Raw genomic sequence first — 24,105 nt, 5'->3', positions numbered from 1 at the left:
GGCGCACGGTGGTGGACTCCTGGGAACGGGCCCGGCAGGCCTTGGACGCGGCTGGTCTTGAGCCGGGCCACCTCGCCCACCTGCGCCCGCTGTCGGGCGGCACGTACAACACGGTCGAGGAGCTGGTCCTCGTCGACGGCCGTCGCTATGTGCTGAAGGTGCCGCCCGCCTCGACCCTCCCGGGCATGACGTACGAGAGTGAACTCCTCGTGTCCGAGGCCGAGTTCTACCGTGCGGCCGCGGAGGCGGACGTAGCGGCGCCGCGTGTGGTGACCCTCGGGAGCCATCTCCTGATGACCGCCTGCCCGGGCGACCCCTGGAACGGCTCACTCACGGACACGGAACAGACCGTCCTGCGCACGGAGTTGGGCCGTCAGGTCGCCCGGCTGCACGCCGTCACCGGGCGGGGCGGCTTCGGCTATCCGTCCGGTGCCCTCGGCCCGCTCGCCCCCGACTGGCGCACCGCGTTCACGGGAATGCTCGACGCCGTCCTCGACGACGCTCGCCGCTACTGCGCCCGGCTGCCGCGCCCCGCCGACGCCGTCGCCCGCAACCTGGAAGCCGCCTACGACGCCCTCGACGAGGTCACCGTCCCCTGTCTGGTCCACTTCGACCTGTGGCAGGGCAACATCCTGGTGGACCGTGCGTCGGGTCAGCCCCGGATCGGCGGGCTCATCGACGGGGAGCGCATGTTCTGGGGCGACCCGCTGGCCGACTTCGTCTCGCTGGCGCTGCTCGGGGACATCAGGAAGGATGAGGCGTTCCTGGCGGGCTACCGGGAGGCCGGAGGGCGGGCCGGCTTCGACGCGGCAGCCCGGCTCCGCCTGGCCCTCTACCGCTCCTACCTCTACCTGATCATGCTCACCGAGACCGTCCCCCGGGCGGTCGACGCCGCACAAGACCGCTGGGTCCAGGAGACGGTCGCTCCGGAACTGCTGGCCGCACTGGCCGAGATCGAGGACCTGACGTCGTAGTTCACAATGGGGGACGGTTCGAACAGGGTGAGGAACAGGGCAGGTCCGAAGGGAGCCGCATGGCGGGGCGGAACGGGCGCACGGTACGGGACCTCAGACGGGGCAACCGTACGGCCGTGCTGCAGCGCCTCTACTTCGACGGCCCCCTCAGCCGCTTCGAACTCGGCCCTGCGACCGGGCTCAGCTCCGGTTCCATCAGCAACGTCGTCGCCGAGCTGATCGCCGACGGCCTGGTCGAGGAGGCCGGCAGCGTCGACTCCGACGGCGGCCGCCCCCGCATCCTGTTGCGCGTGGCTCCCGGCAGCGGTCACATGATCGGCGTCGACGTCGGCGAGACCCGGGTGCGGATCGGGCTGTTCGACCTGACCCTCACCGAACTCGCCCGCGCCGAACGGCCTTTGGCGCGGCAGCGGTACGAGGTCGAAGGCATCGTCGGCCATGTGCGCGACGGCATCGCCGAGGTGCTCGCGGGCGCCGGCATCGGTCCCGAACGGCTCCTCGGCGTCGGCATCGGCGTCCCCGGGATCGTCGAGCACACGCCGCGGCTCGGTGCCCTGGTGCACGGGCAGACGATCGGCTGGGACGCGGTACCGCTGGAGCAGCTCCTGCGCGACGGCTCCGAACTCCCCGACACCGTCCCGTACTTCATCGACAACGGCGCGCGCACCCTCGGCCAGGCCGAGATGTGGTTCGGCGGCGGACGCGGCGCCCGCAGCGCGGTCGTCGTGCTGTTCGGCTCCGGCGTCGGCGCCTGTCTGGTCACCCCCGAGGCGGAGCACGGGCGGGCAGTGGAATGGGGGCATCTGACGGTGCGGGTCAGGGGGCGCCGCTGCCGCTGCGGAGCGCTCGGCTGCCTGGAGGCGTACGCGGGCGCCGAGTCGCTGCTGGAACGCTGGTGCGAGGAAGGCGGGAGCGCGCCGGAAGGCGCCGACGAGGAGACCGCGCTGGCGGCCATGCTGGCCGGCGCGTATCCGCCCGAGGGCGGTGCCGCCGACCGGGTGGCGCTCGCCGTACTGGAGGAGGCGGCCGAGTACGTGGGCGCGGGCCTGTCCGACCTGATCAACCTCTTCCAGCCCGAGCGCATCCTGATCGGCGGCTGGGCGGGCCTGCGGATCGGCGCCCACCTCCTGCCCGCCGTACGCCGGCACGCTGCCTCGTACGCCCTGCGGCATCCGGCCCGGAAAGTCACCGTCGACCTGGGCAGGCTCGGGCCGGACGCGGTCACCGTGGGCGCCGCGATCCTGCCGCTCGCCGACTTCTTCGCACGCGGCGGCCGCCGCGCCGAGCCCGCTCCCGAGGCCCCGTCGACCGCCTGGCGCACGGCCCTGGCGCAGCGGGTGGCGCCCTGAGGTTTCGCCGGTGGTGGGAACGGTACTCGCGGGGCTCACGAACGACCTTGGACGACGCGAGGGAGGTGCACCATGGCCGACAACCGTCACACCACGCCGGACAAGGCCGACGAGCCCGACAAGGCCGACGAGCCCGTGCCGCGGGATCTGCCGGACCAGCAGGCGAACCCGGCGGAGGACCCGTGGGAGGTGCCCGTCGAGCCCGCGGACGACAGCACCGAAGCGGACGACGTCCCCGACACGGACGAGGCGGGCACGGGCCGACAGGGTGCAGCCCGGGCGGGCACGGTCCACACGGAACATCCGGAACCTCAAGAGCCGTCCGGCTGAGACAGGTCGCGGGTGGGCAGGGCGCGGGTCAGCCCACCTTGCGGCCCCGCATCGGCTCCGTCGGCGCACCCTCGCCGCGCCGCAGGCCCTGCAGAAACTCCTCCAGCACCTCGGGCGCGGAGTGTTCCGGGCGCCAGCCCAGTTCCGTACGCGCGCGCGTGCAGTCCATCAGCGGCAGCCTGAGCACCGCGTCGAACAGGTGCGGGGAAGCGGGCAGCAGGTGCAGCCCCCACGCGGCGGCGATCGCCGAGCGGGCCGCCGGACGCGGGAGCCGGACCGGGCGGGCGCCGAACATCTCGCCCAGCAGAGCCGCGTCGAGAGGGGGATCGGCCGCGAGGTTGAACGCGCCGCGGACATCGGACTGCACGGCGAGCTGATAGGCCTTGGCCGCGTCGTCCGTGTGCAGGGCCTGCACCCGCAGCCCCGGGATGTCCGGCAGGAACGGCAGCAGCTGCGGGCGGGCCAGCGGCCCCGGCAGGAAGCGGCCGCCGAAGATACGGCGCTGCTCGCTCGCCGACTCCCGCTTGAACAGGAACGCCGGCCGCATCCGCACCACCCGCAACCTGGGATGGGACCGGTCGAAGGTGTCCAGCGCCCGCTCCAGGTAGGCCTTCTCCCGGCAGTACGCGGCGTCGGGCCAGCCGTGTGTCGGCCACGACTCGTCCACGGCGTCGTCCTTCGGCCCCGGCGAGTACGCGCCGACGGACGACGCGTGCACCAGCACGGGGACCTTTGCCGCGGCCACCGCATCGAAGACCTGAATGCTGCCCAGTACGTTCGTCCGCCAGGTCACGGCCGGATCGTGCGTGGGCTGGAACGCCCAGGCCAGATGGATGACGGCGTCGGCACCCCTGAACATGCTCGCCAGATCTGCCTGCTCGGACGCCAGGTCGACCACCGCCCAGTCCGTCTTCGGCGGCGACCAGTCGGGGATCCTGCGGGCCAGCCCCAGCACGGAGCCGACCTCCGGATCCTCCGAGAGAAGCCTTACCACGCTCGTGCCGACGTTGCCCGTGGCGCCGGTGACCACGATCCTGCGGGCCGGTTCGCTGCTCACCTGCGGCTCCTCACGAAGGTGGGGACGGGAGCGTCCGAGTACCCCCTTCCGAGGCGCCCGCACGCTCCGCACGCCCGCTCCGCCCACGCGCTACGCGGCGAACGCGTTCACACCCGTCAGCTCCGCCGACAACTGCCACAGCCGCGCGGCCTGCTCCGGATCGATCGCCCAGTCCTTGACGCCACTGCGCTCGTCCCCGTCGCCAGCGGGCTCGGCGATGTCGCAGTCCTCCAGATAGACACCGCCCATGCCGTCCAGCTGGGGGGAGGTCGCCGCCCACACCTGCGTGGCCGCGCCCTGCGCCGGGCTCTTGAAGCCCTCCGGGTTCAGCGGGTTGCCCTGTTCGTCGATCCAGCCGCGCTCCACCATCTCCTCCTTCGGGAGGTGGCGCTGCAACGGGGTGAGGATGCCGCCCGGGTGGAGCGAGAAGGCCCGTACACCGCGGTCGGCGCCGAGCTTGTCGAGGTGGACGGCGAACAGGACGTTGGCCGTCTTCGCCTGTCCGTACGCCTCCCACTTGTCGTAGCCCTGCCGCCAGTGGACGTCGTCCCAGCGCATCCCGGAGAAGTGGTGGGCCCGCGAGGACACCGAGACGACGCGGGCGCCGCCCGGCTCGATCGCCGGCCACAGGCGGTTGACCAGGGCGAAGTGACCGAGGTGGTTGGTCGCGAACTGCGCCTCCCAGCCGGGCCCCACCCGGGTCTCGGGGCAGGCCATGATCCCGGCGTTGTCGATCACGAAGTCGACCGTGCGGCCGGAGGCGAGGAACCGCTCGGCGAAGCCGCGCACGCTCTCCAGGTCTCCGAGATCCAGCTCGTCCACCTCGGCATCGCTGAGGCCGGAAAGCGCCTCCTCGGCGGTGGCCCTGCGACGGGCGGGGACGACGACATGGGCGCCGGCCTTGGTGAGCGCCCGGGTGGTCTCCAGGCCGAGGCCCGAGTACCCGCCCGTGACGATGGCGAGCTTCCCGGACAGGTCGATGCCGTGCAGGACGTCGTCGGCGGTGCTCGTGGCGCCGAAGCCGGAGCCGATCTTGTGCTGTGCAGTGCTCATGCCGGGAACGCTACGAATTGGAGTGCTCTCGAAGTCAAGCCGACCCGTGGGCACCCGCCCGAACAGCAGAAAGCCCCGACCGGACGGGGGAGTTCCGGTCGGGGCGGTCAAGGGTGTGGGTGCGGATGGCGGTCGCCTCTCGGCGAAAGGCTCCACAGGGCTTCAGCCGAACGATCGTCCCTGTGGGCAAAAGGTGAGGCCCGGGGACACTGTCCCATCCGCACCCACGCGTTGTTCAACGGGCAACGACCGTTTGGTGTTCCAGCGCAGGGGATGATTTGGGGTGATCTGTGTCACCCCCGCTGACCTGCCGGAACGGTCTCGCTCCACACGTTCTCGGCCTGCAACAGCAGGGTCCCGAGAACCGTCGTCCGGGCCGCCCCCTGCCCGGCGTGCTCCCGCAGCCAGTCCTGCAACTCCTGGTGCAGCCGAACCATCGCGGCCTCGGCCTCGCCCCGGCCGTCCGGACCGGCCTCACCGTCGGCACCCAGCAGTCGGCGGCTCTCCGTGTGGCAGGCGTCGCCGATCAGCTCCAGCAGCCGGGCGTACACCCGCAGCGCCCGCCCGCCGGGCGGAAGAGGCGTGCGGCCTTCGTCGGCCGCGACGGCCAGGGTCCGGGTGAGCGCCCTGATGTGCCCGGTGACCCGGCTCCAGCGTTCGTCCTCCTCCTCCGGCGGCGCCGGCGCAGCAGGACGCCGGACCGCACGCAGCGGTCCGGCGGTCAGTCGCAGGCTCTCCCGACTCCAGCCACGCGCCGATCGCAGCGCCTCCAGCCGGTGCTCCAGACGCGCCGAGGCACTCGACCAGCCCGCCGCGCTCTGCGCGTTCCATTCGGTGTCCCGCAGATCGTCGGCCACGGTGTGCAGGAGGTCCCCCGCCTCCCGGGCCAGCGCCGCGAGGTTCTCCCGTACGTCCCGCAGATGGATCGGCGGGAGCACGAGCGCGTTGACGGCGACCCCGATCACCGCGCCCAGAGCGGCCTGTCCCACCCGGTGCCCGACGGCGGACGCCCCGGCCGCGCCCGTGGCCAGGGTGAACAGCGCGGTGGTCGCGCCGAAGACGCCCTGGTCGCCGAAGCGCGGCCAGTTGGCCAGCAGCATCAGCAGGGGGACCGTCAGGGCCAGCGCACCCAGGGTGCTGCCGGTGGCCGCCAGTGCGGCCGACGCCAGCACGGTCCCTGCGCAGATCGCCGCGAATTGCTGGGCGGCCTGCAGCAGCGAGCTGTACACGGTCGCCTGCACCAGGATCAGCGCCACCCAGGACGCCATCAGGGCCATCGGATCGCCCAGCCACACGCTCCCCACGAGCCAGGCGAGCAGTGCCGCGGCCGCCGCCTTGAGCGACTGCACGACAAGGTCCCGCTCCCGGCCCGGCCCGCACCACGCGGCCCGGGTGGCCCTGCCGACGGCATACGCTTCCCGCCGTAGCGCGTCGGTCGTGCGGGCGCCCTCGAGTGCCCGCTGTCGTACCGATTCCACCGCCCGGGTGCCCCGGCGCGCAGGCCGTCGCACCCCATCGGTCACACGGGTCATCCGGTGTGCGGGTCCGTGCCGCCCGGCACATCGGCCAAGGGGCTGTCCGCCAGGGCCGCCAGCAGGTGGGCCGGATCTTCGTAGACCGCCTGGGCGCCCGCGTCGAGCAGGTCGGCGCGGGGGATGCCGCCGCACAGGACGCCCACACAGCGCACGCCGGCCCGGCTGCCGGCCCGCATGTCCCAGACGGTGTCGCCGACGAAGACCGCGCGCTCGGCGGGCACCCCGGCCAGTTCCAGGGCGTGCTCGACGGGCTCCGGTGCCGGCTTGCCCTCCTCGACGTCGTCGGCGCTCGCGGTGGCGGTGATCGCGTCGTCCGCGGAGATCGCCCGACGCAGCGCGGACAGCTCCGCGCCCCCGGCCGAGGTCGCGAGGACGACTCGCCAGCCGTTGCGGTCCAGGCGCCGCAGCAGCCGGCCCGCGTCCCGCAGCGGGGGCAGCCGGTCGAAGTACTGCCCGTACAGGGCCTTGTGGGCGGCGCTCAGCTCGGCGTCCTGGTCCTTGTCCCGGTCGTCGCCGAGGAGGTGGGCGATCAGGTCGGTGGAGCTGAGTCCGACGGCGCGGTGGACGGCGTGCATCGGCACCTGGTGCCCGGCCTGCCGGAAGGCTTCCCACCAGGTCGTGACGTGGAGGTGGTTGGTGTCGACGAGGGTTCCGTCGACATCGAACACAGCCGACCGTTCCATGTGCCGCCCCTTCCTGGTCCGGGCCGTTTCCTCTCCTGCCGCACGAGTACCACGTCAGGCGTCCGCCACGCGGGACGGTGTCCTGCCCTCGTGGGTCCAGGCCAGCAGCTCGTCCACGCTCCAGGTGGTGACCACCCGCTCGGCGGGCACCGCGCACTCCTGCGCCCGTGCACAGCCGTACCGCTGCCAGTCCAGCTGACCGGGCGCATGCGCGTCGGTGTCGATGGAGAACAGCACGCCCGCGGCCACGGCCCGGCGCAGCAGCCGCCGGGGCGGGTCGAGCCGCTCGGGCCGGCTGTTGATCTCCACCGCCGTACCGGACTCGGCGCACGCGGCGAACACCTCGTCCGCGTCGAACTCCGACTCGGGCCGCCCCCGCCCGGTCACCAGCCTGCCCGTGCAGTGCCCCAGAACGTCCGCGTGCGGATCGCGTACGGCGGCGACCATGCGGCGGGTCATCGCGCCGGCTTCCATGCGCAGCTTGGAGTGCACGGACACCACCACGACGTCGAGCCGCTCCAGCAGCTCCGGTTCCTGGTCGAGCGAACCGTCCTCGAGGATGTCGCACTCGATGCCGGTGAGCAGCCGGAACGGCGCCCACGTCGTGTTCAGCTCCGCCACCACCTCGAGCTGCTCGCGCAGCCGGTCGGCCGACAGCCCGCGGGCGACGGTCAGCCGCGGGGAGTGGTCGGTGAGCGCCGCCCACTCATGGCCGAGCTCGGCCGCCGTCCGGCCCATCTCCTCGATCGGGCTGCCGCCGTCGGACCAGTCGGAGTGCAGGTGGCAGTCCCCGCGCAGCAGCTCCCACAACTCGCGGCCGCTCTCGGGCGGTGCGGCAGCCGCGGGCCTGCCCTCCAGATCCGTCAGATAGGCCGGCACCTGACCGGCCAGCGCCTCGCGCACCACCTGGGCCGTCTTCGGACCGACGCCCCGGAGCGACTCCAGCGTTCCGGCTTCGCCCCGGGCCCGTACCTCGTCCTCGGGCAGCTCGGCCAGCACCCGGGCGGCCGTACGGAAGGCACGTACGCGATATGTCGGCGCCAGCGACCGCTCCAGCAGAAAGGCGATCCGGTTCAGCGCCTCGACGGGATCCATCGCCACCTCCCCCTCCAGGGTTCCCCGGCGCTGCCGCCCCCGCACGACGGCGGACGGATTCGTGGGTGACCTGGAGGATTCGTCGACGCGGATTGCGCTCTACGCTCTATGCATGACCGAAAGCGCCAGCCCGTACATTTCAAACCCGCGGATCATGGTGCTCGGGGTTCAGCCGGGCACGCCTCCGTTCCGCATCCTGGAGATCGACGGCGAGGTCGTCGGTCAGGCGAAAACCGTCACCGATGTCCTGGAGGCCGCCGCCGCCTTCGGCATCACCGTCCATGACCTGGATGACCCGGACGTGGTCCGCTGGGTCGGCGGAGACAAGTTCACCTGGCACCACCACTAGCCGGCCGGGTCAGCCGACCGTCCACTTCTGGTTGGCGCCGCCCGTGCAGGTCCAGATCTGCAGCCGGGTGCCGTTGGCCGAGTTGTTGCCGGTCGCGTCGAGGCACTTGCCGGCCTGCGGGTTGACGATGTCGCGCGCCGCGGAGACGGTCCATCTCTGGTTGGGGCCGCCGGTGCAGTCCCACAGCTGGACGGTCGAGCCGTCCGCGGTGCCGTTGCCCGTCACGTCCAGGCACTTGCCGAGTGCCCGGAGCGTGCCGTCGGCGCCGGCGGTCCACTGCTGGGCGGCGGAGCCGTTGCAGTCGTAGAGCTGTACGGGTGTGCCGTTGGCGGGGTTAGCCCCGGCCACGTCCACACACTTCCCGGCCAGGCCCCTGATCGCTGTGCCGCCGGCCGAGTCGCCGGTCGTCACCGAGACGTGGTCCACGACCAGCTGCTGCGGAAACACCGTGGATCCGTCCGGGTCGCCGGGCCAGTAGCCGCCGACCGCGAGGTTCAGGATCAGGAAGTACGGCTTGTTGAACACCCAGGTCCGCCCGCCCAGGTCGGCGGGGGTGCGGCGCTGGTAGACGTTGCCGTCCACGGACCAGGTGATCGAGTCGGGCGCCCAGTCGATGGCGAAGGTGTGGAAGGCGTCGGCGAAGGCCTGCCCGTTCGGGAGCGAGTAGGCGGCCCCTATGCCGCCCGACCCGGAGTAGCCGGGGCCGTGGAGGGTGCCGTGCACGGTCGAGGGCTCGAAGCCGACGTTCTCCATGATGTCGATCTCGCCCGAGTCCGGCCAGTTCACCGGGGTGCCGAGCATCCAGAACGCGGGCCACATGCCCTGCCCGCGCGGGACCTTCAGCCGCGCCTCGACATGCCCGTACTGGGCGGTGAACTTCCCGGCGGTGTTCAGCCGGGCCGAGGTGTACTGGCAAGTTCCGTACCAGCACTGGTAGTTGGCGGGGTTCTCGCGCCGGGCAGTGATCACCAGGTGGCCCTGGCCGTCCAGCGCAGCGTTCTTGTTGCCCGAGGTGTAGTACTGCCGTTCGTGGTTGTTGACGTTGTCGCCGGTCTCGATCTGCCACTTCGAGGAGTCGACCGCGGCGCCCGCGGGTCCGTCGAAGCTGTCGGAGAACGTGACGGCGGCGGCCGAGACGTCCGTCGGCTCCGGTGGTTCCGCCTGAGCGGGGCCGATCGCGGCGGACGCGACCAGGACGGCCGACAGAGCGGCCAGGAGACACGTGCGGAGCAGGCGTGGGGCGGCCATCATGCTCCCTTCCGTACGACGCCCCGGTGGACGGGTGCGCCGAGCGAGGTGGGGGGTGAAGGTGTCGCCACTTGATTTAAGGAGTGAGATAAGGGGCCGTCAATACCTTGGTACAGACCAGAAGTTGAGCGTGTGTGATCGTCCCCGCATCGGCATGATTCGTCCGCTGCCGAAGTGTTCGGTTTCTAGGCTTCTCGCCATGAACGCCGCACACATCGGTGAGCTGCTCGCCGTCCTGGGCGCGGGCGTAGCGGCCGGTGCCGTCAACGCCGTCGTCGGCTCGGGGACGCTGATCACCTTTCCGGTCCTCCTCGCGACCGGCCTGCCGCCCGTCACCGCCACGGTCTCCAACGCGCTCGGCCTGATCCCCGGCTCGATCAGCGGAGCCATCGGATATCGCGGGGAACTGCGCGGTCAGCGCCGGCGCATCCTGAAGTGGGGCGCCGGCGCCCTGCTCGGCGGACTCACCGGAGCCACGCTGCTGCTGGCGCTGCCCGCCTCGGCGTTCGAACGGATCGTGCCGGCCCTGGTCGGGCTCGCCCTCGTACTGGTCGTTCTCCAACCGCTGATCAGCAGGAAGCTACGCAGTCGCCGGGCACGCAAGGGGCGATCCGCACGCTCCGACGGTGGCCCCCTGCTGCTCGTCGGACTGACCCTGGCCAGCGTCTACGCAGGCTACTTCGCCGCTGCCCAGGGCATCATCTACGTTGCCCTGATGGGCATGCTCCTCGACGACAGCCTGCAACGCCTCACCGCCGTCAAGAACGTGCTCGTCGCCCTGGTCAACTCCGTCGCCGCGCTGTTCTTCCTCGTCGTCGCGGACTTCGACTGGACATCCGTCGCTCTCCTCGCGGCCGGATCCGCAGTCGGCGGCCACCTCGGAGCCACGACCGGCCGCCGGCTGCGCCCTTCCGCCCTGCGCACGCTCATCGTGGTGGTCGGCACGGCGGCCATCGTCCAGCTGGTGCTGCGCTAGGCGGTGGCAGCAAGGGCGGCAGGCCCACGGACCGCTGACGACACGCGTGACACCCCCTAGGGTGCTGCCATGCGTGACGACACACCCGAGGAAAGGCGCCGTGTCCACCTGAGCCGGACCTTCGACGAGGACGCGGAGTTGTACGACCGCGCCAGACCCGGATATCCGCCAGAACTGTTCGACGACCTCACCGACGTGGCCGGCATCGGCCCCGGCTGTCGCGTCCTCGAGGTCGGGGCGGGCACCGGCAAGGCAACCGTGCCGCTCGCCGAGCGCGGTTGCCGGATCACGGCCGTCGAGCTGGGCGCGGCCATGGCCGCCGTCGCCCGGCGCAACCTCGCCGGGTTCGAAACGGTGGAGATCGTGACGGCCGACTTCGAGACGTGGCCGTTGCCGAAGGAGCCGTTCGACGCGGTCGTCTCGGCGACGGCGTTCCACTGGATCGATCCGGCGGTGCGGATGGCAAGAGCCGCCGACGCGCTGCGGCCCGGTGGCGCCCTCGCCGTGGTCGCCACGCAGCATGTGGCGGGCGGCAGCGAAGAGTTCTTCATCGAGGTTCAGAACTGCTACGAGCGTTTCGATCCGGCCACCCCTGCGGGGCTACGGCCTCCTGCCGCAGAGGACATCGACACCTCGGATCACGCGGACGAGGTCGCACGCAGCGGCCGATTCGGCCCTGTCGTCTTCCGGCGTTACGAGTGGGACCTGACCTACACCACGGCGGAGTACCTCCAGGTGCTGCGGACCTACTCCGGCCACCGGGCGCTGCCGCCCGAGGCCAGGGAGGGACTGCTGGAGTGCATCGCCAGGCTGGTCGACCGGCGATACGGAGGCCAGGTCACCAAGCGGTATCTCACGGAACTGCGGGTGTCACGAACGGCCCCTTCCCTTCAGTAGGAGCGGCTGAGTCACCCGTCGGCTCACCGGCGACCCGTCCGACAGTCCCTAGGCCGAGTCGGAACGCGACCCCCGGGCGTGCACCGCGCGGCTCAGCCGTCGGCCCAGCAGGAGGTAGCCGATCAGGGCCCCGGTGGTGTTGAGGATGACGTCGTCGATGTCGAAGGCGCGCCCCGTCACCATCGCGCCCTGAGCGAACTCGACGAGAAGCATGACGGTCGCCGTCAGCAGAAGAACGCGCAGCACGCCGCGCGTCCGTGGGGCGACCACGGGGACCAGGATGCCGAACGGAACGCCCAGCAGCAGATTCCCGCCGATCTGCCGGACGGCGTCGCGCAGTTCGGGCTGGTCCAGATAGGCCCGCAGGGAGCGGCCCGGACGCAGGTTGGTGTGGGTGAGCGCCTCCGAGGCGGGGGAGGGCTCCAGGGTGAGCTTCGCCAGGACGACGGCGAAGGCGACCATGAACGCGAACGCGCACAGCATCGCCAGGAGACGGGCGAGAAAGCGCAGGGGGTTCTGCCTGGATCGCGGGGCGCGCCGGGACTTGGCGGCGCGCTCGGACTTGGTGGCGGCTGTGGTCTTGGAAGTGCCGGGGCGTATCGCGGCACGCGAACGTGGGGTTCCACGGGCCATGCGGTCCTCCAGTCTTCAACTTCCGTTTGTAGTAAGGGGATTACCCCGCTACCCCGATGAGATGCCGCCTGTGCCGCTCTCGGTCATGGCCGCCCGCGGTTTCCCTTCATGCTGTCGGGGCACTCCGGCCGAAGACCCGCGCGTGCCGCCGCCCCTGTCACCCAGGGTGGTGTTTGGATGACGCGGAACCGAAGTAACGGAAATAACGGACTCTGGCCCGCGGAGGTGGCGTATGGACCGGCGTACGACGCTTCTCGCCACGGCCGAGTTCCTGGCCTGGTGGGCCGCGCTCGCCGTGCTGTGGCTGGTCCTCATCACTGCCGTGGACACCCTGGAGCTCGCCGTCGGCGCGGCCGTCGCCGGCGTGGCGGCGCTCGCGGCCGTCGCCGCACGCCGGGCGGTGACCGGACGATGAACAGCTGGCTCCTCGCGGGGACCGTCGTACTCGGCGGGGGAGTGGGCGCCACCCTCTGGGGCGTCGCCACCGGACCGCTGCGTCGCCGGGTCGTGGCCCAGAACCTGTCCACCGCCCTGGCCTGCCCCGGACTGCTCCTGCTCGCCCAGGGGTACGAGCGGCCGTCGTACGTCGATGTCGCCCTGGTGCTCGCGCTTCTCGGCCCGGTCGGCACCCTCGTCTTCGCCCGCCTGCTGACTGACGAACTGGCCGCCGACCCGCCGCGCGCCTGGGGCCTGACCTGGGCGGCCGCGGGTCTGGTCGCAGCGGTGGTCCTGGCGCTGTGCGTGGCGGTCGGACCGAGCCGTGAGCTGGTGAAGATCCTGCTCACGGGCGCAATCCTGATCGGCGGGAACGTCGTCGCCTCGCACGCGCTGTCCGGCGGTTTCGCGGAGGTGCGCGGTGGCTGACGCGGTGATCGTCGTCGCGCTGGTGCTCGTCGCCGGCTGTGCGACCGTGGCGGTAGCCGTCCGCGACCCCGCGCGCCAGGCCCTCGTGCTGGCCGTCCTGGGTGTCGTACTCGCCGTGCTGTTCACCGCGGTGCAGGCCCCCGATGTCGCCCTGTCGCAGCTGGCGGTCGGCGGTGCCCTCACCCCGCTGCTGCTGCTCCTGTCCGTCCGCAAGGTCAAGCGGCGCAAGGGGCGTGAGCGATGACCCCGCGCACCCGGCTCCTGCTCGTCCTCGTCGGCGGCGCCGGCATCGCCGCGCTCCTCGTCGCCGCCTGTCTGCGGCTGCCGGACTTCGGCGGCGACAGCCACCCGTACGGTGACCGCGCGGTGGCCGCTTCCCTCGCCCGGCAGACCGCCAACACCATCGCCTCCGTCAACTTCGACCAGCGCGCCTTCGACACCCTCGGCGAGATGACCATCCTGTTCGCGGCCGTCGTCGGCTGCGTCGTCCTGCTGCGCCAGACCCGCGACGAGCACCGCGCCCGGCCCGAACCCGCCGACGTGGCCCGGCCCGTACGCCGATACGCCCTGATCGTCCTGCCGGTCGCCCTGGTCACCGGCCTGTACGTCATCGCGCACGGCCAGCTCAGCCCCGGCGGCGGCTTCCAGGGCGGCGTCGTCGCCGCGACCTCCCTGCACCTGCTGTACCTGGGGGCCGACTACCGCGCCCTGGAACGCATCCGCCCGGTCGGCATGTACGAGGTCGGCGACGCCCTCTCCGCCTCCGCCTACCTCATCACCGGCCTCGCGGGCCTCATCGGTTCCGCCGCGTTCCTCGCCAACACCCTGCTGCCGTACGGCACGTTCAACACGCTGTCCTCCGGTGGCACCGTGCCGCTGCTGAACGCGGCCGTCGGCATGGAGGTCGCCTGCGCGGTCGTCGTGCTGCTCGCCCGCTTCCTGGACCAGGCCGTCGAGATCGAGGAGGAGAGCGGGAAGTGAGAGCGCCGTGATGGATGTCCTGCCCTACCTCGTCGCCGTATGGATCTTCCTGGTCGGCTGCTACGGCCTCGCCACCAGCCGCAATCTGATCCACGCCGTCGGCTGTCTGTCCGTCTGCCAGTCCGCCACCTACGTCCTGCTGTTGGCCGTCGGCTACCGCGACGACGCCACCGCCCCCGTCTACTCCGACATCGAGCCCGGCTCGCGCCCGGTCGTCGACCCGGTGGTCCAGGCCCTCGCCCTGACCGACGTCGTCGTAGGCGCCACCGTCACCGCCCTCCTCCTCGCGCTCGTCATCCAGGTCTCCAAGCGGCACGGCACGGTCGACCCCGACGAACTGACCGAGCTGCGCGGCTGATGGACGACCTGCTGCCGCTGCTCGTCGCCGTACCGCTCCTCGGCGCCGCCCTCCTGGTCGCCGGCGGACGCCGCCTGCCCCGCGTCGTCGCCGAGTCCGTGGGCTGTGCCGTCTCGGCGGGCACGGCCGGGCTCGCGATCGTGCTGCTGCTGAACTCCTCGCCGCCGATGGCCGAATGGGTCGGCGGCTGGACACCCGTCGAGGGCCGCAGCGTCGGCATCGTCCTGGTCGGGGACGGCGCGGGGCTCGGCATGGCGGCGCTGGCCTCCCTGCTGACCCTCGCGGCCCTGGCGTACTCCTGGCACTACTTCGAGGAGCCCCCGCGCCGGCACGCCGGTTCGTTTCCCGCGCTGATGCTGCTGTTCCAGGCGGGTATGTGCGGATTCGCGATCGCGGGCGATCTGTTCAACGCGTTCGTGTGGTTCGAGCTGATGAGCGTCGTCGCCTACGCGTTGACCGGCCACCGCGTCGAGGAGGCCAAGGCCGTGCAGGGCGCGCTGAGCTTCGGGGTGGTCACCTCGCTCGGCGCGTACGCCATGCTGATGGGCATCGCCCTGCTCTACGCCCGCACCGGCGAGCTCGCCATGACGCAGATCGGCCGCGGCCTCGACGCGCACGGGCCGCCGGACGCGCTGGTCCTCGCCGCCTTCGTCCTCGTCCTGACCGGCCTGCTGGTCAAGGCGGCGGCCGTGCCCTTCCACTTCTGGCTCCCGGACGCACACGCCGTCGCCCCCACCCCCGTGTGCATGCTGCTGTCGGGCGCCATGGTCGAACTCGGCGTGTACGGCGTCTGGCGCGTGTACGGCACCGTCTTCGCCGGACCCGGCGGGATCCCGGCGGCCGACCTGGAGCGGGTGCTCGTCGTGCTCGGCTGCGTGACGGCGCTGATCGGCGCGGTCATGTGCTGGTACCAGCGGCACATCAAACGGCTGCTGGCGTGCTCGACGGTCGCGCACACCGGGCTGTTCCTGATCGGCATCGGCGTACTGACACCGGAGGCCGACGACGGGGTCGCCCTGTACGTCCTCGGACACGCCGGAGTGAAGGCCGCGCTGTTCGCCTGCACGGGCATCCTGCTCGACCGGTACGGCAGCGTCGACGAACATGCGCTGCACGGCCGGGCCCGGGAGCTGCGCGGTGTCGCCGTCCTGTTCACGGTGGCCGGACTCGCGCTCGCCGGACTCCCGCCGTTCGGGACGTCGTTCGGGAAGGCCGTCGCGGAGGAGGCCGTGGGCGGTCCGCTCGCCGTGCTGTACGTCGCCGTGACGGCGGTCACCGCCGGGGCGGTCCTGCGGGTCGCCGCCCGGGTGTTCCTCGGGTTCGGCCCCACTCCCGAGGAGGACACCGAGTACGAGACGACCGGCGGCGAGCGGCCCGAGACCCGGCATCGGCTCAGCCGGATCCCCGACACCATGACCGCGGTCCCCGCCCTGCTGCTCGCCGGCTCGCTCGCCGTCGGCGTGGCCCCCGGCTTCGCCGAGGCCGTGGCGCACGCCGTCAACGAGACCGGGTCCGGCGGTGCCGTGGTGCCCGCACCGCACTGGAGCCCGGCCGGTGTGCTGCTGGACCTCACCTCGACCGTGCTGGCCCTGGGCCTCGCGGCCCTGGCCGTCACCCGGCCGGGGCTGCTCACCGCCCCGGACCGGGCACGGCCGCTGCGGCGCCTGCAGTCCGGGCACGTCGGGGACTACGTGGCCTGGGTGCTGGTGGGCGCCGCCGTGCTCGGCGCGCTGGCCCTGCCGGGCCTGCTGTCGTAGGGGAGTCGCGGCCGATCACAGCGGATCAGACCCCGTACGTCACCTTCACCTCCTTGAAGCCGAGGGAGCGGAGCAGGCCTTCGAGCATGTCGGTGGTGTTGGTCTCGGCACGTGCGGTCAGCCTGCTCTCCTTGGCCGCCTCGCCGATGTGCTTCACCGCCAGCTTCTGCACGGCCTGTTCGCTGTTCGGGTTGTCCGAGAAGAGATCGCCGAGGCGGTCGAGGAGACCGCGCTCCTTGGACACGGCGTAGGAGCGGTCGGGGTCCAGGGACGGTTTGCCGAGGGCGGCGTGCGGCAGGCGGAGCGTGGCGGACGTACGGTCGTCGTTGACCGTGACGTCGTCCTCACCGACCTTTCCGAGGTCGACATAGGCGTCCACGGTGCCCGCGCCGACGTACAGCGTGCGGGTGCCGCGGATCGCGTCGGGCAGGAACTTGGCGTCCTTCTCCAGATCCACGACGATCTGGAAGTTGCCGGAGGCGGCGTCGTAGCGGCTCATGTCCTGGATGGACTGCAGCAGCGCGGGACCCGAACGGTCGTTGGTCTCGGTGCCGAACAGGTCCTTGAGGCCGGGGATCACGCTCAGTCGAATCCCGGCGAAGAAGACGACGAGCACCAGGATCAGGGCGCTCACCACCTTCGCCCAGCCGGGCATGCGTTTGTTGATGCGCTTGATGGGAGTCGTCATGTCGACGTTCCTCCTTCCCTGTTCAACCAAGTACCCCCAAATCCCTTGCAAGACCTGTCCGTTGGCCAATTGCCGCCCCTGACTGGGGCACGGGCGGCGCACTAGCGTGGGGAACCGTCCGTACCGGCGCGTCTGGAGACCCGGATGAGCGCAGACAGCACCTCCCGGCCGCTTCGCCCCATGCACCGCATCAGCCTCCCCGAGCCCGGACCGCCCCGGCTCGGCACCCTCGCCACGGGCACCCCGGTGTGGCTCGTGACCCGGTACGCCGAGGTACGGCAGGTGCTCATGGACCCGCGGTTCAACAGGAGTTCGCTGCATACGGCGGACGCCCCGCCCCTGCTCGTCGTACCGAACCTGCTCGACTCGCCCGACGGGCTCCTCAACCAGGACGGTGCCGCCCACCAGGTGCTGCGCGGCACCGTGCAGCGGGCCTTCACGCCCCGGGCGATCGCACGCTGGCGGCCTTGGGTGGCCTCGGTGGTCGAGGCTCTCCTGGACGACCTCGCCGAACGGAACCGGCCCGCCGACATCATCGAGGGGTTCACGCGGCCGCTGCCCGTCGCGGTGATCTGCCGACTGATGGGGCTGGAGCACGTGGACCGCGAGCGCATCCGGCACTGGGCCGACCACGCCCTGTCCGGCGGCGCCCACACCGCCGAGGAAGTCGGCCTGGCGATGCGGGAGTTCGGTGAGTTCGCCGGCCGACTGGTGGCCGAACGGCGGACGTCACCCGGCGACGACCTGGTCAGCGGGCTGGTCGCGGCGGGCGACGAGCTCGGCATCGACGAGCGCCGGCTGGTCACCCTGGTCTGCGGGCTGGTCGTCGCCGGGCACGAGACCACCATGACGGCCCTCGGCAACGCCGTCGTCTACCTCCTCACCGACGGACAGGCCGCCTGGCCGGGGCTCGCCAAGGACGCGGAGGCGGCGGCCACCGCGGCCGAACAGCTGCTGCGCACCATCCCGCTCAGCGAGGGCCGCGTCCTGCCCGGGCTGATCCGCCGCGCCGTCGAGGACACCGAGGTTGGTGGGGTGATGATCCCGGCGGGCAGCGTGGTCGCCGTCCAGACCAACTCCGCCGGCCGCGACCCCGAGGTCTTCCCGCCCGGCGAACCCGACCTCTTCGCACCCCTGACCTCGCCCAGCATCGCCTTCGGCGCCGGACCTCACCACTGCCTGGGCGCCTGGCTCGCCCGCCTGGAACTCGAACTCGCCCTGCACCGCCTCGCCACCCGCTTCCCACGCCTGCGTGCCGAGTTCACGCCCGAGACCATCGAGTGGCGGGAGGGGCAGATGACGCGGAGCCCGCTCCGGTTGCCCGTGTCCTGGTGAGGCAATCACCACACGCTCGCGCTCTCGCCTGAGCTGCAACGTTTCTGCCGAGGTCAGTAGCATGATTCCGCCACCCGGAATGATCATGCTAGGAGCGGATCGTGCGAGAGATCGCCGTGTTCAGCGGTAGTGCCCACCCCGAGCTGGCGGCGGAGGTCTGCGCTCACCTGGGGGTTCCGCTCAGCCCCACCCGGGTCAGCCGGTTCGCCAACGACTGCCTGGAGGTGCAGCTGCAGGCCAACTGCCGGGAACGGGACGTCTTCCTCATCCAGCCGCTGGTCCGACCGGTCCAGGAGAACCTCGTCGAGCTGCTGCTCATGTGCGACGCCGCGCGCGGGGCGTCCGCCAGCCGGATCACCGTCGTCATGCCGCACTACTCCTACGCCCGCTCCGACAAGAAGGACGCCCCTCGTATCTCACTCGGTGGGCGACTCGTGGCGGACCTGATGGTGGCGGCGGGTGCGAGCCGAGTCCTCGCCATGACACTGCACTCGCCCCAGGTGCACGGCTTCTTCACGGTGCCGGTCGACCACCTGCACGCGCTGCGCGAACTCGCCGCGCACTTCCGCCGGTACGACCTCTCCCGTACGACCGTCGTCTCCCCGGACCTCGGCAACGCCAAGGAAGCCGCCGCGTTCGCCCGGATGATCGGCGCCCAGGTGGCCGCGGGCGCCAAGCAGCGGTTCGCGGACGACCGCGTCAGCATCAACTCCGTCATCGGCGAGGTGACCGGGCGGGACGTGATCATCCTGGACGACGAGATCGCCAAGGGCAGCACCGTCCTCGAACTCCTCGACCGGCTGCGGGAGTTGGGGCCGCGATCGATCCGCGTCGCCTGTACGCACGGCCTGTTCGCGTCCGGCGCGCTGAAGCGGATCGGTGAGCAGCCCGACGTACTGGAGATCGTGTGCACCAACACCGTGCCGGTCCTGGAGGAGGAGCGCACCGAGAAGCTGCGGATCCTCTCCATCGCCCCCGCGCTCGCGGAGGCCGTGCGCCGCATTCACAACGGGGAGTCCGTCAGCGCCCTGTTCGATGCGCCGGGAACCGAATAGACAGGAAGGAGCGGAGCAAGGCTCGGCATCACCGGATGCTCAGGAGGGCTCGCCATGGCGAAGGCGAAGTTCGAACGGACCAAGCCGCATGTGAACATCGGGACCATCGGTCACATCGACCACGGGAAGACCACGCTCACTGCGGCCATCACAAAGGTGCTGCACGACAGGTATCCCGATCTGAACCCGTTCACGCCGTTCGACATGATCGACAAGGCTCCTGAGGAGCGGCAGCGCGGCATCACCATCTCCATCGCGCACGTCGAGTACCAGACGGAGCGCCGGCACTACGCCCACGTCGACTGCCCCGGTCACGCGGACTACATCAAGAACATGATCACCGGCGCGGCCCAGATGGACGGCGCGATCCTGGTGGTCGCCGCCACCGACGGGCCGATGCCACAGACCAAGGAGCATGTGCTGCTCGCCCGGCAGGTGGGCGTGCCGTACATCGTCGTCGCGCTCAACAAGACCGACATGGTGGACGACGAGGAGATCCTGGAGCTCGTCGAGCTGGAGGTGCGCGAGCTGCTCACGGAGTACGAGTTCCCGGGCGACGACGTCCCGGTGGTCAAGGTCTCCGCGCTCAAGGCCCTGGAAGGGGACCCGGAATGGTCCCAGACCGTCCTCGACCTGCTGGAGGCCGTCGACACGGCCGTTCCGGAGCCGGAGCGCGATGTCGACAGGCCGTTCCTGATGCCGATCGAGGACGTGTTCACCATCACCGGCCGGGGCACGGTCGTCACCGGCCGGATCGAGCGCGGCAGGCTGCTGGTGAACAGCGAGGTCGAGATCATCGGCATCCACGACCAGAAGACGAAGACCACCGTCACCGGCATCGAGATGTTCCGCAAGCTCCTCGACGAGGGCCGGGCCGGGGAGAACGTCGGACTGCTGCTGAGGGGCGTGAAGCGGGAGGACGTCGAGCGCGGGCAGGTCGTCATCAAGCCCGGGACGGTCACCCCGCACACGGAATTCGAGGCGCAGGCGTACATCCTGTCGAAGGACGAGGGCGGCCGGCACACACCGTTCTTCCAGAACTACCGTCCCCAGTTCTACTTCCGTACGACGGACGTGACCGGTGTGGTCACCCTGCCGAAGGGCACCGAGATGGTCATGCCGGGCGACAACACCGGCATGCACGTCCAGCTGATCCAGCCCATCGCCATGGAGGAAGGCCTGAAGTTCGCCATCCGTGAGGGCGGGCGGACGGTGGGGGCCGGTCAGGTCACCAAGATCCTCAAGTAGCGGGCTGGCCCAGGGCTGCGTCCAGCGTCGGATGCGGGGGCAGTAGCCGGGACAGGCCGGTGATCCTGAGGACGCGCAGGGTGAGCGGGTGGGTGCAGACCAGGTGTAACTGCCCGCCGTGGTCGAGCACCCGGCTGCGGGCCCGGTACAGCAGACGCAGCCCGGAGCAGTCGAAGAACTCGACCTGCCTGAGATCGATCACGATCCGGGCGTCGGGAACAGTCGTCACCCGGTCCAGGTGCGGGGCGATCTCCACCGCCGCCGCGATGTCGATCTCGCCGCGGAACTCCAGCACCGTGTGGTCCCGGTGCCGGTGGACGCGCAGATGCCGATTGAACGGCGCAGGTTCTTGCTGCACGACGACATCGCCTCCAACCTGCTCACTTGCGGCGGCTGCTCAAATCCAGTCCCCGCACTGCAAGTTACCCTCCATCGAGCGAATCTGAGCATGTTCGATTGACATATGTCTTTGAATTGCGACAGAGGTTTCGCGAGATGTCCGGGACGTGCCTACGACAGCGCGTGCCAGGCCTTCGTGAGTGCCTGGCGGAACTGCTCGGTCTGATGGGCCGTGAGGTCCCGCACCATCCGCTCCTCCAGCTCCCGCACGGACTCCTCGTGCCGCGTGAGCAGCTCGCGCCCCGCGTCGGTCAGCAGGATCAGCAGCTCCCGGCGATTGCGCGGGTTGCGCTCCCGGCGGACGAGCCCGCGGCTCTCCAGGCTGCGCACCAGATCCGCGATCGACTGCGCCGTGACGAACGAGTCGCGCGCCAGCTGTGCGGCCGACAGTCCGTCGTGCCGCTGCAGCACGGTGAGCGCGGTGTACTGCAGCGCGGTGATCCCGGACGGCTTGACCAGTTCGTCCAGGTGGGAGCGCACGACGAGCTCCACCTGCTTCACCATGTAGAGAAGCGACGGAGGTGCCTTGGTTGCCTGGGAGTCGAGCATGAGTTCACCCTAGAGCATTGACAGGAAACCTGTCTGTAATGAGACTGCGAACACGCAGGAATCCTGTTGGTTGAAATCTTGGCGATGAGGCTGAGGAGTGGCGATGACCACCTTCGAGATCGAACCCGGTCGGTTGTTCATCGGGGGCCAGTGGCGTGAGGCTGCCGACGGAGCGCGCACCGAGGTGGTCGACCCGTCCCGGGGCGCGGTCGTCACGACCGTCGCGGACGCCGGTGCCGCCGACGTGGACGCGGCCGTGCGCGCGGCGCGGGACGCCTTCGACGGCGGCGCCTGGTCCGGGCTGAGCGGCCGCGAGCGGGGCAGGGTGCTGCACCGGGTCGCCGAGCTGATCCGGGAGAACGCCGACACCATCGCGGAGCTGGAGAGCCGCGACGTCGGCAAGCCGATCACGCTCGCGCACGCCGTCGACGTCACCAACGCGGCCAACGACTACGAGCACTTCGCCGCCCTCGCCCACTCCCTTGACGGCGCCCTCCGTGACACCCCCATGAACGCCCTCGCCTACGTCCGGCGCCGGCCGATCGGTGTGGTCGCGGCGATCACCCCGTACAACTTCCCGCTGATCCTGGCCGGTTCGAAGATCGCCCCGGCGCTGGCGGCGGGCAACACGGTGGTGCACAAGCCGGCCGAGGAGACTCCGCTCAGCGCGCTGTACATGGCCGAGCTCTTCAAGCGGGCCGGCGTCCCCGACGGCGTGGTCAACGTCGTCACCGGCGGCCCCGCGGCCGGCGAGGCGCTCCTTCGGCACGCCGGGGTGGACAAGGTCGCCTTCACCGGCTCGACCGGCGTCGGCCGGAAGGTCGCGGGTATCGCCGGTGAGGCGCTCAAGCCCGTGACCATGGAGCTCGGCGGCAACGCGGCCCACCTCGTCTTCGAGGACGCGGACCTGGAGAAGGCCGTGGGCGCGGTCATCAAGGGGTTCGTCTTCAACACCGGGCAGTTCTGCATGGGCGGCCCGCGGCTGCTGGTGGCGCGCCCGGTCTACAGCACGCTGCTCGGCATCCTCGCCGACGCCGTGCCCGGGGTACCGCTCGGCGACCCGCGCAAGCCCGAGACCGTGGTCGGCCCGATGGCGGGGGAGCGGCACCTGCGCAAGGTCGAGGAGTACGTCGACCTGGCCCGCAAGGAGGGCGGCCGTATCGTCTGCGGCGGTGAGCGGCTCGACCTCGACGGCGGCTACTACTACAAGCCCACCGTGATCGCCGACCTGCCGAACGACTCCCGCGTGATCCAGGAGGAGATCTTCGGCCCGGTCCTCACCGTCCAGCCCTTCGACTCCGAGGACGAGGCCGTCGAGCTCGCCAACTCCACGCCGTACGGTCTGGCCTCCGGTGTCCAGACCGGCAACCTGGCCCGCGCCCACCGCGTCGCCGACCGGCTTCAGGCCGGCATCGTCTGGGTCAACGACTGGGCGATGCTCGACCCCGCGGTCCCCTTCGGCGGCGTCAAGGACTCCGGCTTCGGCCGCGAGTACGGTCCCGAGGCGCTCGACGCCTACACCACCACCAAGTCCGTCGTCGTCTCGCTCGACTGAGCGCACTGCCAAGGAGATTCGTCAGATGTCCATCCCCACCCGTGCCGCCGTCGTCGAGTCCGGCGGAGCGCCCTTCACCCTCTCCGACGTGGAGCTCGCCGAGCCCGGACCGCACGAAGCAGTCGTACGCATGGTGGCGACCGGCCTGTGTCACACGGACCTCGGCGTGGCGAGCGGCGCACTGCCCTTCCCGCTCCCCGGCGTCCTCGGTCACGAGGGCGCGGGCGTCGTCGAGGCCGTCGGTACGGCCGTCACCGGCGTCGCGCCGGGCGACCACGTCGTACTGTCCTTCACCTCCTGCGGCGACTGCCGCAACTGCCGTGGCGGGCACCCGGCGTACTGCGCGACCTGGCTGCCGCTGAACCTCATCGGCGGCCGCCGGGCCGACGGCACCGGCACCATCAGCCGGGGCGACGAGGAGCTCGGCGGGCACTTCTTCGGGCAGTCGTCCTTCGCCGAGCGGGCGTTGGTGGACGAGCGCAGCCTGGTGAAGGTCGACCCCGACGTGCCGTTGGAGTCCATCGCCCCGCTGGGTTGCGGCGTCCAGACCGGAGTCGGCGCCGTCTGGAACGTACTGAAGCCGGTCACCGGAAGCACGGTCGTCGTCCTCGGCGCCGGAGCCGTCGGCCTGTCCGCGGTCATGGCCGCCGCCCTCACCCCCGCCACCAACATCGTCGCCGTCGACCGGGTCGGTGAACGCCTGTCGCTGGCCAAGGAGTTGGGTGCCACCCACACCGTCAACGCCGCCGAGGCGGACCTCGCCGAGGCGCTCGCCGGGATCACCGGCGGCCAGGGCGTCGACGGCGTCGTGGAGACCACGGGCAACGTCGGAGTCCTGCGCCAGGGCGTCGACGCGCTCGCCGCCCGCGGCACCCTGGTCGTCGTCGGCGCCCCGCCGTTCGGCACCGAAGTCGCCCTGGACGTCAACGGGTTGCTCGGCGGCAAGCAGGTCGTCGGACTCACCCTCGGCGACGCCGAGACGCGGACCTTCATTCCTGCCCTGGTCCGGCTGGTGAAGGAGGGGCGGCTCCCGCTGCACCGCCTGATCAGCACCTATCCGTTCGCGGAGATCGGCCAGGCGGTGCGGGACATGGGCGCGGGCAAGGCGATCAAGCCCGTGCTCACGTTCTGACGCCG

27 protein-coding genes are annotated in these 24,105 nt (G+C 71.3%); 17 read left to right on the top strand and 10 right to left on the bottom strand.

Going from position 1 to position 24,105, the window contains the following annotated elements; all coding sequences use genetic code 11:
- The first annotated feature begins 8 nt into the window (after positions 1-8).
- The 3 genes from EHO50_RS37530 to EHO50_RS37520 all read left to right on the top strand — a co-directional run bounded on the left by EHO50_RS37530 (position 9) and on the right by EHO50_RS37520 (position 2,653).
- Positions 9-974, top strand: coding sequence for a phosphotransferase family protein (locus EHO50_RS37530; protein ID WP_128435896.1), 966 nt, complete (start codon positions 9-11; stop codon positions 972-974).
- A 59-nt stretch (positions 975-1,033) separates the two neighbouring features.
- Positions 1,034-2,323 (top strand): ROK family transcriptional regulator, encoded by a 1,290-nt coding sequence (locus EHO50_RS37525; RefSeq protein WP_128435893.1) that lies wholly within the window; start codon positions 1,034-1,036, stop codon positions 2,321-2,323.
- A gap of 72 nt (positions 2,324-2,395) precedes the next feature.
- The gene (locus tag EHO50_RS37520; RefSeq protein WP_128435890.1) at positions 2,396-2,653 is read left to right on the top strand and encodes a hypothetical protein; all 258 of its coding nucleotides are present in this window, start codon (positions 2,396-2,398) and stop codon (positions 2,651-2,653) included.
- Between the two features lie 28 nt (positions 2,654-2,681).
- Here EHO50_RS37520 and EHO50_RS37515 read toward each other — a convergent pair whose 3' ends face one another.
- The 5 genes from EHO50_RS37515 to EHO50_RS37495 all read right to left on the bottom strand — a co-directional run bounded on the left by EHO50_RS37515 (position 2,682) and on the right by EHO50_RS37495 (position 8,076).
- Positions 2,682-3,710: an SDR family oxidoreductase gene (locus EHO50_RS37515; protein ID WP_128435888.1), complete on the bottom strand. Its 1,029-nt coding sequence runs from the start codon at positions 3,708-3,710 to the stop codon at positions 2,682-2,684.
- A gap of 90 nt (positions 3,711-3,800) precedes the next feature.
- The gene (locus tag EHO50_RS37510; RefSeq protein WP_128435885.1) at positions 3,801-4,763 is read right to left on the bottom strand and encodes an SDR family NAD(P)-dependent oxidoreductase; all 963 of its coding nucleotides are present in this window, start codon (positions 4,761-4,763) and stop codon (positions 3,801-3,803) included.
- Between the two features lie 293 nt (positions 4,764-5,056).
- Positions 5,057-6,295 (bottom strand): FUSC family protein, encoded by a 1,239-nt coding sequence (locus tag EHO50_RS37505; RefSeq protein WP_128435883.1) that lies wholly within the window; start codon positions 6,293-6,295, stop codon positions 5,057-5,059.
- Positions 6,292-6,981, bottom strand: a complete 690-nt coding sequence (locus EHO50_RS37500; RefSeq protein ID WP_128435880.1) for an HAD family hydrolase — start codon at positions 6,979-6,981, stop codon at positions 6,292-6,294. Before EHO50_RS37500 ends, EHO50_RS37505 begins: the two co-directional genes overlap by 4 nt.
- Before the next feature lie 54 nt (positions 6,982-7,035).
- The gene (locus EHO50_RS37495; protein ID WP_128435877.1) at positions 7,036-8,076 is read right to left on the bottom strand and encodes a PHP domain-containing protein; all 1,041 of its coding nucleotides are present in this window, start codon (positions 8,074-8,076) and stop codon (positions 7,036-7,038) included.
- A 112-nt stretch (positions 8,077-8,188) separates the two neighbouring features.
- Between EHO50_RS37495 and EHO50_RS37490 the strand changes: the two genes are divergently transcribed.
- A complete protein-coding gene (locus EHO50_RS37490) occupies positions 8,189-8,425 on the top strand; it encodes a hypothetical protein (RefSeq protein ID WP_128435875.1) in 237 nt (78 codons plus the stop codon).
- 9 nt (positions 8,426-8,434) lie between these two features.
- Here EHO50_RS37490 and EHO50_RS37485 read toward each other — a convergent pair whose 3' ends face one another.
- Complete coding sequence (locus EHO50_RS37485) at positions 8,435-9,673, bottom strand: ricin-type beta-trefoil lectin domain protein (RefSeq protein WP_128436155.1); 1,239 nt, start codon at positions 9,671-9,673, stop codon at positions 8,435-8,437.
- Between the two features lie 199 nt (positions 9,674-9,872).
- On the opposite strand from EHO50_RS37485, the gene EHO50_RS37480 reads away from it, so the two are divergent.
- Complete coding sequence (locus tag EHO50_RS37480) at positions 9,873-10,649, top strand: sulfite exporter TauE/SafE family protein (RefSeq protein ID WP_128435872.1); 777 nt, start codon at positions 9,873-9,875, stop codon at positions 10,647-10,649.
- Positions 10,650-10,718: 69 nt separating this feature from the next.
- Positions 10,719-11,546, top strand: a complete 828-nt coding sequence (locus tag EHO50_RS37475) for a class I SAM-dependent methyltransferase (RefSeq protein WP_128435869.1) — start codon at positions 10,719-10,721, stop codon at positions 11,544-11,546.
- Positions 11,547-11,594: 48 nt separating this feature from the next.
- Here the strand turns inward: EHO50_RS37475 and EHO50_RS37470 are convergent, their stop codons facing one another.
- A complete protein-coding gene (locus EHO50_RS37470) occupies positions 11,595-12,179 on the bottom strand; it encodes a VanZ family protein (protein WP_164905061.1) in 585 nt (194 codons plus the stop codon).
- Between the two features lie 232 nt (positions 12,180-12,411).
- On the opposite strand from EHO50_RS37470, the gene EHO50_RS37465 reads away from it, so the two are divergent.
- Genes EHO50_RS37465 through EHO50_RS37440 form a run of 6 tightly spaced genes read left to right on the top strand, consistent with a single transcriptional unit; the run spans position 12,412 to position 16,139 of the window.
- The gene (locus EHO50_RS37465) at positions 12,412-12,594 is read left to right on the top strand and encodes a hypothetical protein (protein ID WP_128435866.1); all 183 of its coding nucleotides are present in this window, start codon (positions 12,412-12,414) and stop codon (positions 12,592-12,594) included.
- Positions 12,591-13,043 (top strand): MrpF/PhaF family protein, encoded by a 453-nt coding sequence (locus tag EHO50_RS37460; protein WP_128435864.1) that lies wholly within the window; start codon positions 12,591-12,593, stop codon positions 13,041-13,043. Before EHO50_RS37465 ends, EHO50_RS37460 begins: the two co-directional genes overlap by 4 nt.
- Positions 13,036-13,287 (top strand): hydrogenase subunit MbhD domain-containing protein, encoded by a 252-nt coding sequence (locus EHO50_RS37455; RefSeq protein WP_128435861.1) that lies wholly within the window; start codon positions 13,036-13,038, stop codon positions 13,285-13,287. Before EHO50_RS37460 ends, EHO50_RS37455 begins: the two co-directional genes overlap by 8 nt.
- Complete coding sequence (locus tag EHO50_RS37450) at positions 13,284-14,024, top strand: MnhB domain-containing protein (protein ID WP_128435859.1); 741 nt, start codon at positions 13,284-13,286, stop codon at positions 14,022-14,024. Before EHO50_RS37455 ends, EHO50_RS37450 begins: the two co-directional genes overlap by 4 nt.
- A 10-nt stretch (positions 14,025-14,034) precedes the next feature.
- On the top strand, positions 14,035-14,382 hold the full coding sequence (locus EHO50_RS37445; protein ID WP_128436150.1) for a sodium:proton antiporter: 348 nt from the start codon (positions 14,035-14,037) through the stop codon (positions 14,380-14,382).
- Complete coding sequence (locus EHO50_RS37440; RefSeq protein WP_128435857.1) at positions 14,382-16,139, top strand: complex I subunit 5 family protein; 1,758 nt, start codon at positions 14,382-14,384, stop codon at positions 16,137-16,139. The genes EHO50_RS37445 and EHO50_RS37440 overlap by 1 nt, the downstream gene beginning before the upstream one ends.
- A 25-nt stretch (positions 16,140-16,164) precedes the next feature.
- Here EHO50_RS37440 and EHO50_RS37435 read toward each other — a convergent pair whose 3' ends face one another.
- Complete coding sequence (locus tag EHO50_RS37435) at positions 16,165-16,827, bottom strand: DUF4230 domain-containing protein (RefSeq protein WP_128435855.1); 663 nt, start codon at positions 16,825-16,827, stop codon at positions 16,165-16,167.
- 144 nt (positions 16,828-16,971) lie between these two features.
- Between EHO50_RS37435 and EHO50_RS37430 the strand changes: the two genes are divergently transcribed.
- The 3 genes from EHO50_RS37430 (at position 16,972) to tuf (ending at position 20,465) form a co-directional block, all read left to right on the top strand.
- Positions 16,972-18,162 carry a cytochrome P450 gene (locus EHO50_RS37430; protein WP_128435853.1) on the top strand — a complete coding sequence of 397 codons (1,191 nt, stop codon included), beginning with the start codon at positions 16,972-16,974 and terminating at the stop codon, positions 18,160-18,162.
- 101 nt (positions 18,163-18,263) lie between these two features.
- Positions 18,264-19,217 (top strand): ribose-phosphate diphosphokinase, encoded by a 954-nt coding sequence (locus EHO50_RS37425; protein ID WP_128435851.1) that lies wholly within the window; start codon positions 18,264-18,266, stop codon positions 19,215-19,217.
- A gap of 54 nt (positions 19,218-19,271) precedes the next feature.
- On the top strand, positions 19,272-20,465 hold the full coding sequence (tuf, locus tag EHO50_RS37420; protein ID WP_128435849.1) for an elongation factor Tu: 1,194 nt from the start codon (positions 19,272-19,274) through the stop codon (positions 20,463-20,465).
- Here tuf and EHO50_RS37415 read toward each other — a convergent pair.
- On the bottom strand, positions 20,458-20,823 hold the full coding sequence (locus tag EHO50_RS37415) for an anti-sigma factor antagonist (RefSeq protein ID WP_128435846.1): 366 nt from the start codon (positions 20,821-20,823) through the stop codon (positions 20,458-20,460). The genes tuf and EHO50_RS37415 overlap by 8 nt on opposite strands.
- A 152-nt stretch (positions 20,824-20,975) precedes the next feature.
- Entirely contained in the window at positions 20,976-21,413 is a 438-nt protein-coding gene (locus EHO50_RS37410; protein WP_128435844.1) for a MarR family winged helix-turn-helix transcriptional regulator, read from the bottom strand.
- Positions 21,414-21,516: 103 nt separating this feature from the next.
- Here EHO50_RS37410 and EHO50_RS37405 point away from each other — a divergent pair, with 103 nt between their 5' ends.
- On the top strand, positions 21,517-22,968 hold the full coding sequence (locus EHO50_RS37405; RefSeq protein WP_128435841.1) for an aldehyde dehydrogenase family protein: 1,452 nt from the start codon (positions 21,517-21,519) through the stop codon (positions 22,966-22,968).
- A 25-nt stretch (positions 22,969-22,993) separates the two neighbouring features.
- On the top strand, positions 22,994-24,100 hold the full coding sequence (locus EHO50_RS37400; protein ID WP_128435839.1) for an NAD(P)-dependent alcohol dehydrogenase: 1,107 nt from the start codon (positions 22,994-22,996) through the stop codon (positions 24,098-24,100).
- Positions 24,101-24,105 lie beyond the last annotated feature (5 nt).

It is taken from the genome of Streptomyces cyaneus, assembly GCF_004028635.1.
GTDB lineage: Bacteria > Actinomycetota > Actinomycetes > Streptomycetales > Streptomycetaceae > Streptomyces > Streptomyces cyaneus.
This window is presented reverse-complemented; position numbering and strand designations above follow the sequence as displayed.